The organism is Mucilaginibacter sp. OK098 (assembly GCF_900142915.1).
GTDB lineage: Bacteria > Bacteroidota > Bacteroidia > Sphingobacteriales > Sphingobacteriaceae > Mucilaginibacter.
In genome coordinates, this window is record NZ_FRCM01000001.1 from 1,621,970 (window position 1) to 1,637,431 (window position 15,462).

Annotated in this window: 14 protein-coding genes; 5 read left to right on the plus strand and 9 right to left on the minus strand. The window is 41.4% G+C overall.

From position 1 onward, the window contains the following. The first annotated feature begins 104 nt into the window (after positions 1-104). The 3 genes from BUE31_RS06800 to BUE31_RS06810 all read left to right on the plus strand — a co-directional run bounded on the left by BUE31_RS06800 (position 105) and on the right by BUE31_RS06810 (position 3,063). Entirely contained in the window at positions 105-503 is a 399-nt protein-coding gene (locus tag BUE31_RS06800) for a nuclear transport factor 2 family protein (RefSeq protein ID WP_073401755.1), read from the plus strand. Positions 504-819: 316 nt separating this feature from the next. Next, positions 820-1,521 (plus strand): hypothetical protein, encoded by a 702-nt coding sequence (locus tag BUE31_RS06805; protein ID WP_073401432.1) that lies wholly within the window; start codon positions 820-822, stop codon positions 1,519-1,521. Between the two features lie 6 nt (positions 1,522-1,527). Next, positions 1,528-3,063: a Dyp-type peroxidase gene (locus BUE31_RS06810; RefSeq protein WP_073401433.1), complete on the plus strand. Its 1,536-nt coding sequence runs from the start codon at positions 1,528-1,530 to the stop codon at positions 3,061-3,063. A gap of 145 nt (positions 3,064-3,208) precedes the next feature. On the opposite strand, the gene BUE31_RS06815 is transcribed toward BUE31_RS06810, so the two are convergent. From BUE31_RS06815 to BUE31_RS06855, 9 genes are all read right to left on the minus strand, one after another. Next, positions 3,209-3,970 (minus strand): SH3 domain-containing protein, encoded by a 762-nt coding sequence (locus tag BUE31_RS06815; RefSeq protein ID WP_073401435.1) that lies wholly within the window; start codon positions 3,968-3,970, stop codon positions 3,209-3,211. Position 3,971: 1 nt separating this feature from the next. Then, on the minus strand, positions 3,972-5,786 hold the full coding sequence (locus BUE31_RS06820) for a BatD family protein (RefSeq protein ID WP_073401757.1): 1,815 nt from the start codon (positions 5,784-5,786) through the stop codon (positions 3,972-3,974). 81 nt (positions 5,787-5,867) lie between these two features. Continuing rightward, entirely contained in the window at positions 5,868-6,623 is a 756-nt protein-coding gene (locus BUE31_RS06825) for a tetratricopeptide repeat protein (RefSeq protein WP_073401437.1), read from the minus strand. Then, positions 6,620-7,660: a vWA domain-containing protein gene (locus tag BUE31_RS06830; RefSeq protein ID WP_073401439.1), complete on the minus strand. Its 1,041-nt coding sequence runs from the start codon at positions 7,658-7,660 to the stop codon at positions 6,620-6,622. Before BUE31_RS06830 ends, BUE31_RS06825 begins: the two co-directional genes overlap by 4 nt. Before the next feature lie 3 nt (positions 7,661-7,663). Beyond that, entirely contained in the window at positions 7,664-8,668 is a 1,005-nt protein-coding gene (locus BUE31_RS06835) for a vWA domain-containing protein (RefSeq protein WP_234997760.1), read from the minus strand. Next, on the minus strand, positions 8,655-9,629 hold the full coding sequence (locus BUE31_RS06840) for a BatD family protein (RefSeq protein WP_234997761.1): 975 nt from the start codon (positions 9,627-9,629) through the stop codon (positions 8,655-8,657). The genes BUE31_RS06835 and BUE31_RS06840 overlap by 14 nt, the downstream gene beginning before the upstream one ends. Beyond that, the gene (locus BUE31_RS06845; protein WP_073401443.1) at positions 9,629-10,510 is read right to left on the minus strand and encodes a DUF58 domain-containing protein; all 882 of its coding nucleotides are present in this window, start codon (positions 10,508-10,510) and stop codon (positions 9,629-9,631) included. The genes BUE31_RS06840 and BUE31_RS06845 overlap by 1 nt, the downstream gene beginning before the upstream one ends. Positions 10,511-10,678: 168 nt before the next feature. Next, positions 10,679-11,638, minus strand: coding sequence for an AAA family ATPase (locus BUE31_RS06850; RefSeq protein WP_410503968.1), 960 nt, complete (start codon positions 11,636-11,638; stop codon positions 10,679-10,681). Between the two features lie 374 nt (positions 11,639-12,012). After that, positions 12,013-12,324 carry a hypothetical protein gene (locus BUE31_RS06855; protein WP_073401445.1) on the minus strand — a complete coding sequence of 104 codons (312 nt, stop codon included), beginning with the start codon at positions 12,322-12,324 and terminating at the stop codon, positions 12,013-12,015. 454 nt (positions 12,325-12,778) lie between these two features. Here BUE31_RS06855 and BUE31_RS06860 point away from each other — a divergent pair, with 454 nt between their 5' ends. After that, positions 12,779-14,053, plus strand: a complete 1,275-nt coding sequence (locus BUE31_RS06860; RefSeq protein ID WP_073401447.1) for a sugar isomerase — start codon at positions 12,779-12,781, stop codon at positions 14,051-14,053. Between the two features lie 13 nt (positions 14,054-14,066). Then, positions 14,067-15,452 (plus strand): FGGY-family carbohydrate kinase, encoded by a 1,386-nt coding sequence (locus BUE31_RS06865; RefSeq protein ID WP_073401449.1) that lies wholly within the window; start codon positions 14,067-14,069, stop codon positions 15,450-15,452. The last annotated feature ends 10 nt before the right edge of the window (positions 15,453-15,462 follow it).

Sequence of the window (15,462 nt, forward strand, 5' to 3'; positions counted from 1 at the left end):
TAAAACACAGGCTTATATTATGCATGCTGGCTTTAGTAAGCTACGGGCATGCGCAACAAAAATCAGTAAACAACACAATTAATAATCAATTAAATACAAACAAAATGGAAAACGAAGCAAAAAAAGTAGTTACAGAATTTTTAACAGCAGTACAACAAGGCGACAATGCAAAACTGGCTGCCATATTACACCCTGATATTGTTTGGAATCAGCCAGGCAACAATCGGGTATCAGGCATCAAACATTCAAATGCCGAAGTATTTCAAATGGTTGGTAAAATGTTTGAGCTATCGGCCAATACGCTAAGGTTAACGGATATTAAAACGATAAGCGTTAACGGCAACAAGGTAGCCTGTTTATTACATTGGAATGCCACCCAACCTGCCGGAGGCATTTTAGATGTAGATAATATTGATGTTTACACCGTTGAAAACGGCCAAATTACAAAAGCCGATATTTTTACTACAAACCTGGAAAGTGAAAACAACTTTTGGGGTGAATGATCCCATCTTACCTGCCCGTTCAAGCGCCTGCGCACTTGAACGGGGCAGGTGAATAATTAGCTATTATTTAATTTTTAGCGCTATTGTTAATATCAATGCTATAAATTACATTTGGAGAAACTTAAACACTTATTATTCGCCACAATAAGGTATAACAGCCTTTTATTTTAACATTGAAATCAGTACTAAACCGTTAATAACGTTAATAAATTGCAGACCATGTATTGATATGGATATTGCTTTATAACAGAAATTTATAAAAAAGGCGGATACCGAAAAGCCTGAATAGAGTAGGTAAACTTAACCCTATCACACAATGTCAGAATCAAATGCCATCAAATATGTGGGCACCGCTGATCAGCAGCACATGCTGTTCTTGTTTTTTCCTATTAAAAAAGGATTGTTCCACAAGGCGCTCGAAGGCGCTCAATTGCTTCATCATGCTGTTAAAACAGCCGCCAATGATCCGGGTCCGGGTCCGGATATGCGCGCTCAAACCGGGGTCCATTTTTTTATGTTTTACGCTGTTGCGGCCGGCTCTAAGTCAAAGCTTCCGGTTACAACGTTTCAGCCAATGCCCGATAAGGACCTGTTAGTTGTGCAAGCCATTTACGATGGTGAATTTACCGATTACATTGGTTCATTTGTACAGCAGGAAGCCATTGAAAAAGGCCTGAACCTTATTGTGAGCGTAATGGACGAGAGCAACATCCCCGGGATAGATGCCAATGGCCCTAATTCTGCAAATTTTATTATAGGCAACAAGGGTGTAAAATCAAACCCCGATGCATTTAACTGCCTGTTAATGAACTATAACTTTGCCGATCCTACTCTTGCTGGCAAGGCGGTGGATAAACTTACAAACCCGCTGTTTGGCGCTACTTTCCCAGGCCTTAGTGTAAGCAATATCCTGACCAATTATTCAGTGAATGGTGTACCCGGCGTTGAGCTATGGCCTTTCCCGCCTAAAACTGATATTCAATTTCCACCGTCAAGCAAACCGGATTGCAGCAGCTAATTTGCCATGAAAAAAACAGATCAAACCGAGGCAGATAAACCGCCAGTTTTGCCAAACCCTGCGCTGGATGATATCCAGGGCCTTTTATTAAGGGGTTATAATTTTAACCACATCAAATACATTGTTCTGAACATCCGGGATGTAACAGGTGCGCAGCTGTTCTGCAAAAACCTGGCACCCGGGAGTAATGCCCTGCTTAATATTACCACTGCCAAGCCATGGAAACATGGTTATAAGCCGCCTTATTGCCTTAATATTGGTTTTACATATGCCGGCCTTGTGCAAATGATAGGCGCTGCTAATTGCAAAACAGTTGCGGATAGTAGCCGCGAGTTATTTAGTGTGTTTAAGAAAGGCGCTACCGACAACAATAACTGTGTTGATATTGGTGACACAGATGACAGCGCGCCTGCTAAATGGTGGACGAGAGGTAAGAACGACTGGCTGCTGCCCACGCCTCCTGATCCAAACGGCAACGATCTGCACCTGCAGGTAACACTTTTTACCCAGGTAGAAAGCGATCGCGAAATTTATTATAATAAATTGATGGAAATGATCCCTGTTATTAACGGCAAACCTGCGTTAGTACCGGCCTTCATTAAAGATTCTGACCCTATTTATGAGGGGGACAAGATAGATTATATTCACTTTGATTATAAAGACAGCTTATCGCAGCCGCGGGTTGAAGATGTACCCTGGAACAATAAATTACTGAACGTAAGAGACGGTCAGCTTTCTGCTGATGACCGTCCCCCAGTGCCGTCTTACCATTTTGCTTATAATCCGCAAAGCCCTTATGCCGCGCACAAGTTGTTGTATAACGGCAGCTTTGCAGCATTCAGGTTTTTATACCAGGATGTAAAAGCGTTTAAAAGCTTTATAGGCCAGGCTAAAGATCCCGACCTGGTTGCCGCTAAAATGTGTGGGCGATGGGCCGATGGTACCCCACTGATAGTATCACCCACCGGGCCGGTTGACAGTCTGAAGGGATTTGATTACACCAACTTTAATTACATCACCGCAACCACACACCAAAAAGGGCCCGGGCATAACGACACACTTGGACAGGTGTGCCCTTATGCGGCACACATCCGCAGGGCCAATCCCCGGGATGATTATAATGTGACCGGGAATGTAAACGAGGCCGGCATAAACAGGGTAATGCGCCGTGCTTCGCCGTATGGGCCCAAATATGTAGAGGGCGAACCTGATGGGATCCAAAGAGGATTAATAGGTTTATTCATAGGATGCCATCTGTTTAACCAGTTTCAGTTTATAATGAAAAACTGGATCTCGAAAGGCAAGTTCCGTTTCCCCGATGCTACCAATAACAGGAGCGGGATTGATCCGCTTTTTGGCAGTCATGCCCAAGATGGCGACCCAATGCACAAATATTTTGAATACATAACAGAAACAGGTGAGAAAGTAGACGTGCCTAATATGACACGTTTTATCCGTACTGATGGCAGCTTATATGTGTTTATACCAGGTATAACTGCTTTGAAAGCTATTGCAGCAGGTACTTTAACGCCGGTTTCTTAATGCATTTAAGCATTCTATAACAAAAAACCCTTAGCTAAAAGTTAAGGGTTTTTTGTTTGCCGGTTTTTATGGCCAATATTCGAACGGGCGGAGTTGATTATTTTTTTATCTTGATTCCTGACTCTAATATCTTGAATCTTTAAAGCTATATCTCCTTCGCATCCCCCGTCTTTATCCAACCCTCGCTCCCATTGGTAAGCTTTATCTTTAACCAGCCGTTGCTGTCGTCCAAAACATTCACTTTTGTGCCGTCATGAATTACAAATAAAGCTCCGGCCTTTTCCGCAGGACCACTTTTAACCGTAACTGAAGGATTAAAGATTATCGCTTCCTTATGCCCGCTAAAGTAGCTTACCTGCATCCCGGCAGTAAAAATAGTAAATGCGCCAAGCACAAATAAAATAACAGCACCGTAAAATGAAGACTTTTTTATAGCGACAGAACCTGTAAAAAAATAAAGGATCAACACCCCGGAAGCCGCTAAAACGAAAAGGACGCTAAGCCATCCTAACACATTTGCCGAAAATCCTAATATAAATCCCCGCCACCATTTAGTAACAAAAAACTCTGGGGCCTCATCTATTTTATCGGTTGTTTTTTGGTTTACAAAGCGAATGTTAAAGTTAATATCTTCATCACCCGGCGAAAGTTTGTGTGCTTTGCCATAATACAGCAAAGCCGAAGGCAAATCATCAGTTTTATAGCTGGCATTCCCCATATTAAAATACAAGGCTGCAGATTCGTAGCCCGAATCAAAAACCTTCTGATAAGCAGCAAGCGCTTCCTTATACTGCCCTTTATTATAGCTGGTATTACCGCTTGCAAAAAGCGCCTGCACGTTATCGTCTCCAAAACATATGGAGGGGATAACAAATGTTATAAAAATATATAATGCCTTTTTTAACATGCTAAATCTCGTTTTCAATATCGCTTATAATGCCTTTGGCTTTTTCAAATACCTCCTGTTTGGAGATGTGGGTTACCGGTGCATAACGCGCCATCTCGCACACGTCCAATGTTTCAAGCACCCTGTTTACCAACTGTTCAGTCACCGATTTTTCTTTTAACGCCGATGCAATGGTTTCCCTGTCTAAATTAGCATAAGGAATATTAAGTTTATCGCTCAAGTATCCATACATTCCTTTAAATACATCTTCGTAAAACGCAGCCGTATTATTTGCATGCAGTTGTTTTTGTGCATTAGCCATGTGCTTAGCAGCAAGCTTACGCGCCCTTTTATTTTTTACCAATACTATGTCGCTGTTAAGCTTCAGCATCCGGTTGCGGTAGTTATAAGCCCCGATACACAAAACCGGGCCAATTACCAATAGTAAATAGTATCCTGCCGATCCAAAAAAACCATCCCCCGGCTTGTCTAAAGTGGTGTCGCTTGTTTTAATATACCTGATATCCTTACCCAGCGTTTTAACATCCTGTTTGTCTGCCCCTGCTAACGCGGTTACATTACTTTCGGCAACACCCTTATTTACTTTAATTTTAAATGATTTAGATGTTACTGTTACGTATCTACCGGTTGCGGGATTAAAATAAGAGAATTTAATTGGATCGATAACAAAATCCCCCTGATGCCTTGGGATCAGCAGGTAGTTGTAGATCCTGCTGCCAGATACGCCGCTTGCACGTTCTGTTACAGTATCGGTGATTTTGGGGTCGTATTTTTCAAAGTCGGTCGGAAAATTGGTATTTACCGTTTTTAGCAGCTTAATATTGCCAGCTCCGGTAACTTTAACTCTATAATTCAAAGCCTCATTTGCTTTAAGCTCCGTTTTATCAACCGATGCTTCAATATTAAATGTGCCTACGGCGCTGGCAAAGCCATCCGGCTTTCCTGTTTCGGGCAGCGGCCTTGCATGAATCACCACTGGAGCGCTTTTGATTTTATATTTAACCTCTTTAAATGAGCCGCCAAAAAACTGATCCATAACATCCCTCGACTGAACGGGCTGTCGTACCAGCAATGTCATTTCCATAGGTTCAATGGTAAGATCACCCGCATGTTCGGGGAATAGTATAGTTTGTTTCAGATCGGCAGTATTATATTTTAAGCCTTTATAGGTTTCAACACGCCATTGCACCTGTTGCTGCTGCTGCGGGCTTTTAATGTCCTGGTTAAAAAAACCGGTCAGGTCGGGCACTTTATCAAGTCGGCTGTCCTCAATACCAACCCTGGTATAGATCCTGAAACTTACCGTTAGCTGCTCGCCCAGGTAAACGTTGGCTTTATCAACAACAGCTTTTATAAACAGGGATTTTGCCAGGTCGGCAGTATTACCTTCAATAATGCTGTTATCTGCGCCGTTTCCCTGGCCGTTGTTTTGCTGAACCGGCTGCCCTTTAACCACCTTCATCCTTATAGCATTGGTGCTTAACTTCTTTCCGTTTACTATTATGGTAGCCGGCCCAATAGTAAAGTCACCTTGCTTAGCCGCCATTAAAATATAGCTGTAAGAATTGCTAACAGCGGTAACGCCGTTAATAGATTCCATACTTGTTGATACATTGGGCCCTGAAAATACCTGGAAACTGCTAAACGCCGGTGGATTAAAATCACTGCTGTTCCCATTCACCGTAAAATCAACCTGGAACTTCTCACCTGTTCCCACGGTAGTTTTACTTACCCCCGCAGTAAATTTTACATCCTGGGCTTTAAGTATGCCTCCCCAGAATAGTAATAAGGTTAATATGTAGTACTTTATTTTCATTTTTATTAACCTGTTGAAAGGTTGTAATGTTAATTTTTTCTTCCGGACTTCCGGACTTTTCCGACTTTCGGACTTCCCCATCTACCAATCCTTCTCAATGTGCATTTTCACACCTTTTAATTTTTTATTTTTCAGCTTTTCCTGGGTTTGCTTTTCATCGTTATTGAGCGCGTCAAGCATCCGTTCGGCATCTTCTTTTGATAATTTGTTGGGCTGAGGCTGCTGGCCGTCTTTCTGATCTTTTTTATCCTGATCCTTTTTGTCCTGATCTTTCTTATCCTGGTCTTTCTTGTCCTGATCTTTTTTATTTTGGTCTTTGTTATCCTTATTCTTATCGTCTTTGTTCTGGTTTTTTTTATCCTGGTTCTTGTCGTTCTTCTTCTTATCCTTGTTATCCTTATCCTTTTTCTGCTGTTCCTTCAGCTTTTCCTGTGCATAGGCAAGATTATAACGGGTTTCTTCGTCTTTAGGATTATTGATCAATGATTTTTTATACGCATCAATGCTTTCTTCCAGCTTTTTATTTTCCAGCAGTGAATTGCCTAAATTATGATAAGCCTTGGCAGCAATGTTTTTGTTTGATGATGCCCCTGCAAGCTGGTTAAACTGTTCGCCTGCTTCGGTAAATTTCTTTTGCTTAAAAAGCGCATCGCCGAGGTTAAAATCACCTTCCACGTTCTTACGCTTTTCCATCGACTTGCGATAATTAGCTTCAGCTTCAGTATATTTTTTTTGCTGATAAAGCTCATTACCCTTATGTACCAGGCTTTTCTCCTGCTGTGCAAAAAGCCACGAACCCTGCAGTAAAAATAATAGGATGATAATTAGCTGCTTCATGTTTTTTTCACTTCAAATAATTTCAAATTGCTTAGCCTTTGGCTTTTCCTGTTCGAGATGAAGAACTCAATCACCAGTAACAAAAATGCAAACCCAATAAAAAACTGGAACCTGTCTTCAAAATCCTTAAAATTCTTGCTGTCAATGGTTTTCCGCTGGATCTTTCCAATCTGATCCATCACTATTCCCAGGCCGCTGTTGGCGTTGGTTGCTCTTACGTAAGCCCCATTACCTGCCGCAGCAATTTCCTTACCCATATCCTCGTTCAACTTACTTACAACAGTTTTGCCCGCACTATCTGTATGGAAACCAACCTGTTTGCCGTTTTGATAAATTGGGATAGGAGCCCCTTCGGGAGAGCCAACACCAATAACATGCACCGTAACATCCTTATCCGTTGCATTTTTGGCAGCGGCAACCGCATCATCCTCATGGTTTTCGCCATCGGTAATAATTATCATGGCCTTGCCGGTGCCGTCTTTAAAATCGAAAGATTTCATTCCAAGGTCAATTGCCGAACCAATAGCAGTACCCTGCGTGGGTACCATATTGGTATTTATGGTATTTAAAAACAATTTGGCCGCCGAGTAATCAGTAGTCATTGGCAGCTGTACATAAGCCTCACCCGCAAACACAATTATACCAATGCGATCGGTATGCAGGTTATCAATAAGCTGGGCTATGGCACGTTTGGCATTTTCAAGGCGGTTAGGCACCAAATCCTGCGAGAGCATACTGTTTGATACATCAAGCAAGATCATCAAATCAGCCCCTTTACGTTTTTCCTCTTCCATCTTAGACCCTATCTGCGGATCCGCCGCACCTATCAGCAAAAAAGCATAAGCCACAGTAAACAAAATAAACTTTAGCCACGGGCGCGAAAATGATACATCAGGAATCATCAGGTTTACAACACTCCTGTCGCCCAATGATTTTACAGCCTTACTTTTCCACCTGCTTACCACAATAAAAAGCAGGATAAAAACCGGGATCAATAACAATCCCCATAAATAATCTATATGTGCAAAACGTAACATATTTTAAGTTATAGCCCCCTTAAATACTGTATTCTTTAATCCAAACTCCAGCAATAAAAGCAACAAGGCTACCAGTGCAAGTGGCAAAAACAGCTCTGTTTTTTTATGATACTGGGTAACATCAATTTTAGCCTTTTCCAGCCTGTCTATCTGCTCATAAATACCTTTAAGCGATTCATTATTATAAGCCCTGAAATATTTACCGCCTGTAGTATTGGCAATTTTTGTAAGCGTACCTTCATCAACGTCCACCGGGATCCGCTGGTACTGTACCCCCATTGGTGTTTGAACCGGGTATGGCGCAAAGCCCTTCGTGCCCAGGCCCACGGTGTAAACCCTTACATTAAACTGTTTGGCAATTTCTGCTGCTGTTACCGGCGGTATTGATCCGGCATTATTTGATCCATCGGTTAGCAAAATAATAACCTTACTTTTTGCTTCACTTTCCTTAAGCCGGTTAACGGCTGTGGCAAGGCCCATTCCTATGGCCGTGCCATCATCAATCATCCCGTTCTTTATATCCTTAAAAAGATTTATCAATACATCATGATCAATAGTTAGCGGGCATTGCGTAAAGCTTTCGCCGCTAAATATTACTAAACCAATCCGGTCATTAGGGCGGTTCTTTATAAAATCTATGGCTATGTTCTTACCGGCCTCCATGCGGTTTGGCTGAAAATCTTCGGCGAGCATACTGCCTGAAATATCTGAAGCTATCATTATATCAATCCCCTCCGTGGTGCTATTTTGCCAGCTTAAGGATGATTGAGGCCTGGCCAGTGCTATGATCATTGCAGCTAAAGCCAAAACCCTCAAAGCAATGCCCAAATGACGCAGCTTGGGAATAATACTTTTTGACGGCACCGAAAAGCCTCTTACTGCCGATACACTTAAATAGCCATAAAGCTTCCGCTCCCGCCAAACATACCATCCTATTACTACCGGGATAAGAATAAACAACCAGAAAAACCCCGGATGCGCAAATTCAATTCCTTTAAACACGCTCACTTCCTCCCTCTGTATTTGTTGGTAATTCTGCTGCCTGCTGTGTTTTTAATACAAAACCCAATGCGTTTTCCATGCTCAGTTCATTATCAACAGGTAATGGCTTTTCTTTTGCAAACTTTACCAAATCGGCCAAAATCAAAACCTGGTTTAGTTTAACCCGGTATTCATTGGCTATATCCATGTATTTTAAGGCTGCAAAAATTTCATCTGTGGTTTTTTCCTGCGTTTTTATTACATACCGTTTTTCAAGGTATTCCCGGATAATGTCGCTTAGTTCGCTATGGTATTGTTTAACGGCATCCTGCTGATATAGTTTTTTGTCGCGCAGTTGCTGCAGTTTACCCAAGGCTATTATATGCGCCGGCACATCAGGTTTAACCTCTTTAATTATCGTTACAGTTTTTGGTCGCTTTTTCAAATACCATATTACACCTATAATTGCAATAATAACGGCTAAGCCAAGTGCAACCCAGATCCAATGATCTTTCAGCCAATCCCAAAATGTATAGGATACTGCAAGCGGTTGTTTAATATCATAAATAGCTTTGGTGGTATCAACCTGTACAGTTTGCACCATCAGCGTAAGCTCATTGGTTTTTAAAACACCTGTAGCAGAGCCAATTGAATACGACGGGATAGTGTAAGTGCCCTGGTCAAACGAAGTGATGGTATAGCTTTGGGTTACTGTTGCCTGGTTATGGGCATTTTGGTCAATAACGGTATCCAGCCTGCTGCTTACTATCTGTACTTTGCCGGTTAACGTATCAGCCAGCTTAGGGAAGTTTACTTTCTCTTTCAGGGTTTGATGAACAATTAAACGCAGCTTGGTTTGGTCGCCGATGCGGATAGTTTGCTGATCGAGCTTTGCCTCAACAACTACAGTTTGTGCATTTACATTTAAAACCAAACAGGTTGAAAGCGCTATTAAAACCAGGAAATTATAAAAACATTTATTCATCATTACCTTTTCTTCCCGCGTTTTTTAAACAATGTCATTAAAGGTTTAACGTACGATTCATGCGTACCAATATCAGTTGCATCAACACCACAGCGGCTAAACACATCTTTTAAAGCGCCATTTCTCCGCAATGCATCTGCTTTAAAAGCGATGCGCACTTTAGGATCACCAGTATTTACCCAACTAATTTGCCCAGTTTCTTCATCCTTTACAGGGATGAGTCCAAGATCAGGAAATTCTTCTTCGTGCTTGTCATATAACCTTAGTGCGATTATATCGTGCTTTTTATTTGCAATTTTAAGTTCGTTCTCAAAAACCGGGCTCATAAAGTCAGACATAATGAATGCCGTGCACTTCTTTTTAATAACACTGGTAAAATACTTTAAAGCTTCTGCAACGTTGGTTCCTTTATTTTCGGGTGTAAAATCAATCAGTTCCCTTATGATCATTAAAATATGACTCCTGCCTTTTTTTGGCGGGATAAACTTTTCAATCTTATCGCTAAAAAATATCACCCCTACCTTGTCGTTATTCTGAATTGCCGAAAAAGCAAGCACAGCACACAATTCTGTAGCCAGATCCTGCTTTTGCTGCGAAAGCGTGCCAAAGTTTTCAGATCCGCTCACGTCCATCAGCAGCATTACAGTAAGCTCCCGCTCCTCGTCAAACACCTTAACATAAGGATGATTAAAGCGGGCCGTAACATTCCAGTCGATAGTACGGATCTCATCGCCTATCTGGTATTCGCGCACCTCGCTAAAGGCCATACCCCGCCCCTTAAAGGCAGAGTGATATTCGCCCGAAAACAGGTGATTGCTCAGCCCGCGGGTTTTTATCTCTATCTTTCTTACTTTTTTAAGCAGTTCTTTAGTGTCCCTAGCCATAATTTCAGATGCAAGAATCAAGAAGTCAAGAATCAAGACAAGACAGCAGCGTTGCTACAACTTTTACTTTGATTTTTTGACTTCCGGTTCCTGATGCTTCTCCTTATTATTTTAAATCTTGTCTCTTGCTTTCTTGATTCCTGACTCTTGTCCTCTCGCTTCTTTCCCCTACGGTACTTCTACCGCATTCAAAATCCCGGTAATAATATCTTCCGATGTCATGTTCTCGGCTTCGGCTTCATAGCTCAACCCGATCCTGTGTCTTAAAACATCATGGCAAATTGCCCTTACATCCTCAGGGATCACGTATCCTCTTCGTTTTATAAATGCATAAGCCTTTGAAGCCAGCGCCAGGTTAATGCTTGCCCTTGGCGACGCACCAAAGCTGATCAGATTTTTATAGTTAGCCAGCTTATATTGATCAGGATAACGGGTTGCAAAAACAATATCAATAATGTATTGCTCTATCTTTTCATCCATATAAACCTCTCTCACCACCTTGCGTGCACGGATAATATCGTCAGGGCGAATGATCGGGTTTGGCTTTAACATTCCCTGCGGCGCAATATTAGCGCGTACAATTCTTTTCTCATCCTCTTTATTAGGATAGCCAATTACAACCTTCAGCATAAAACGGTCAACCTGTGCCTCCGGCAATGGATATGTTCCTTCCTGCTCAATCGGGTTTTGGGTAGCCAGCACCAAAAATGGCGTTGGCAGCGGGAATGTAGTATCACCAATGGTAACCTGCCTTTCCTGCATGGCTTCCAGCAAAGCGCTCTGCACTTTTGCAGGGGCGCGGTTTATCTCATCGGCCAAAATAAAGTTGGAGAACAGTGGGCCTTTCCGCACAATAAACTCCTCTTTTTTCTGATTGTAGATCATCGTGCCCAGTAAATCGGCAGGCAACAGATCCGGCGTAAACTGAATGCGGCTAAAATCAGCCTGGATAGCTTTTGAAAGTGTATTGATCGCCAATGTTTTGGCTAATCCGGGTACACCTTCCAGCAGGATATGGCCATCAGCCAATAAACCTATCAGTAGGCGGTCGACCATATATTTCTGACCAACAATAACTTTATCCATCTCCATTTTCAGGAGATCAATAAAAGCGCTCTCCTTCTGGATCATTTCGTTCAGCGCCCTTATATCTGTTGAATACGATGAAGTACCAGCTACGGCATCAGACGAAAGATGCCCGGTATTACTATTTATTTCTTCCATTAAATGATTATTATTTTTTGGTAGGCAAACTTAAACAGATGATCAAATTTTTGCCACAAAAAAGTGAGGGATAAATGTTAAATTTTGTTAAAATTAACAATAATCCGGTTTTAAGTCCCTAAAATCTGATCAGGTGAGCAATTTTGAGCGAAAATTGCAAAGACAGTACTATCCCTTAAGATAAATGTATTAGATCAACGGAGCTGTTGATAAATGTTACCTGCTATCATTTTCTCTTGCAGACTGCAAGGGAGAAAATTACCATAAACCGGGAATTTTTATGCCGGGTATGTTTTATAAGCAAGGAAAAAAAACACCATATCTCCAGTTGTGATTAATAACACATGGCCAAAATTAATATATGGATAAGTATCAAATGCAAGGTACCCAAGCAAGCCTAATCCAACAAAGCCAATAAGCAAATAAAGAAATCTAAATCTAGCACTCATAAGTAATTTATCAAAAATAGTTCCCCAATAAGCCTCACATTCAAGTGCTTTTACAATTAAAACAATTGTTAAATCAAAAACAAGAAAAAAGGTTGGGATGAACAATAATACGCTAAAATCATACCACATTAATTTTATCATAATATTATAATAAGTTTATATGAGTAAGATATTATACCAAAACTTTCGTTATTATTAATCAGAAGCGTTTAAAAGCAATAAACACTTTCGGCTCCGTAAATAATTTCCTGGCAATTGAAATTCAAATTATCATTGTTATTAATTTAACATTCCGGATTGTGAGTAAATTTATGGTGGATTTTACCCGCTATAATGGTCAAAAGTCCCCAAATAATTTCCCCGTTTTAACCCGGTAGCATTTTAGAAAATATTTGCAGGCTTTTGAGGCAAGTATATTCTTATATGTTTCTATATATCCAAACCGCGCCGTAAAAGGAGTTTTAAAAAATTTGGCAAACATGCCTTTACAACTACTATATTAGACGTTTCCAAAAGCGACTGTTAATTATACATTTAATACCTGTATACCCCCGGCCTTTTGCGAATGATTTTATAAACCAATAAATCTTTTACCATGAATATTGATCAGTATAAAATTGATGAATTAAACCATAATGAACTGGCTGACCACAAGCGCAAGCTTGAATTTGTAAGCGCTGGCATCCCAAAGCTTAATGATGTGATGGCTAAGCTGCAGGCATTTAATATAGCTATTCCAAGCTGGGCACTGGGGACCGGCGGCACCCGTTTTGGAAGATTCTCGGGCGGCGGCGAGCCGCGAAGCCTTGAAGAAAAGATTGAGGATGTAGGTGTTATCAATGCCCTTAATAAATCAAGCAATTCAATTTCACTACACATCCCCTGGGATATCCCCGAAAATGCAGCAGCAATAAAAGCATTGGCAGCTCAACGGGGCCTGCACTTTGATGCTGTAAACTCAAACACATTTCAGGATCAGGCAGATCAAAAATATAGCTATAAATATGGCTCACTGCATCACGTAGATAAAGAGGTCAGAAAGCAAGCCGTTGAGCATAATATCGAGGTAATTAAATATGGCGTTGAGCTTAATTCAAAAGCATTATCTGTTTGGCTGTCTGACGGATCAAACTTTCCGGGGCAATTAAACTTTCGAAAGGCATTTCAAAACACGCTTGAAAGCCTGCAGGAAATTTACAGCGCTTTGCCAGATGACTGGAAAGTGTGGATTGAATACAAACCCTTTGAGCCAAATTTTTATTCAACAACCATCGGCGATTGGGGGCAGTCACTTTTACTGGCAAATAAGCTAGGCAAAAAAGCAGCTACTTTGGTTGATCTTGGTCACCACTTACCCAATACCAATATTGAACAGATAGTTTCTTTATTGCTGATGGAGGGCAAGCTGGCAGGTTTTCATTTTAACGATTCAAAATACGGCGATGATGACCTTACTGTAGGCAGCATAAACCCATACCAGCTATTCCTGATATTTAATGAGCTGGTTGAAGGAATGGATGCACGGGGTATGGCACATGCTACTGACATTGGCTGGATGATAGATGCCTCACATAATGTAAAAGACCCGATCGAAGATCTTTTACAATCAGTACAGGCTATAAAAATAGCTTACGCTCAGGCCTTAATTGTTGATAAGGCCGCATTAACAGCAGCCCAGCAAAATAATGATGTAACCTTTGCCCAGGAGATCCTGCAGCAGGCCTATCGTACAGATATACGATCATTGGTAGCAGAAGCAAGTCTGTTGTCGGGTGGTGCATTAAACCCAATAAGCGCTTACCGCAAGCTGCAGGTGAGAGATAACTTAATAAAAGAACGCGGATCAAAAACTGTTGCTACCGGGTTGTAGCTAATATTTATATATGAGCCCCAAACCGGTAATAGTTGTATTTGATGTTGGCAAAACCAACAAAAAGCTATTTTTATTTGATGAAAATTACCAGATAGTGTATGAGAAATCGGCACGTTTTATTGAAACGGTTGATGAGGATGGCTTCCCCTGCGAAAACCTGGAAAGCCTGCGGCTATCTGTTTTTGATTCATTAAGCGAGGTTTTCAGGCTCAAGGAGTTTAATATAAAAGCGGTAAACTTTTCATCGTACGGGGCAAGCTTTGTTTATGTGGGTGAAGATGGCAAACCCGTTGCCCCATTGTACAACTACCTTAAACCGTACCCCGAAGAATTAAGCCGGAAATTTTATGCGGAATATGGCGGGGAGGAAACGTTCAGCATCCAAACAGCATCACCGGTTTTGGGCAGTCTTAATTCGGGACTGCAATTATACAGGCTCAAAAAAGAAAAACCGGAAGTGTTTAACCAGGTAAAATATGCCCTGCACCTGCCACAGTACCTTAGCTTTTTGCTAACCGGCAATCATTATTCCGATCTTACCAGCATTGGCTGCCATACCGGCATGTGGGATTTTGAAAAAAACAGGTATCATGAATGGATCCAGCGCGAGGGAGTGGCTTTAAAACTGCCACCTATTGTACCGGCTAATAAGATCTCGGCCCCGCTGTTTCCCGGCACCAACTATAAAGTAGGCGCTGGGTTGCATGATAGCTCAGCAGCACTTATTCCCTACCTGGTAAACTTTCATGAACCTTTTATATTAATATCAACAGGCACCTGGTGTATCAGCCTGAATCCTTTTAATCAACAAACCTTGACTGTTCAGGAGCTTAAGAACGATTGTTTAAGCTTTTTACAATACCAGGGGTATCCTGTAAAAGCGTCCAGGTTGTTCTCCGGTAATGAGTATGAGCAACAGGTAAAACGGATAGCAGCACATTTTAATGTGGATGTTATTAAATACCGGAGCATCGCTTACAATCCCGAGGTTGTCAAAAAGCTTAAAAAAAATCATTCCCAGGTTTTTTATGAGGATAACTTCAAAAAGGAATCGGTATTTGGCACAAGGGAGCTAACCGGTTTTAAAAATGATACGGAAGCCTATCACCAGCTAATGCTCGACCTGATAAACCTGCAGGTTGCATCAACCCAACTAATCCTCAAAGGCACTCTTGTAAAAAGGATCTTTGTTGATGGTGGGTTCAGCAAAAACAGCGTATTTATGCACCTGCTTGCTGCTGAATTTAAAGGGCTGGAAGTATTTGCCGCCTCAATGGCCCAGGCATCGGCTGTTGGTGCAGCATTAACCATTCATAAGGCATGGAATACACGGCCAATTCCCAATGATATCATCCAATTGAAATACTATTCAGCTGGCCAAACAGTGGCGATTTGATTTTGAAACA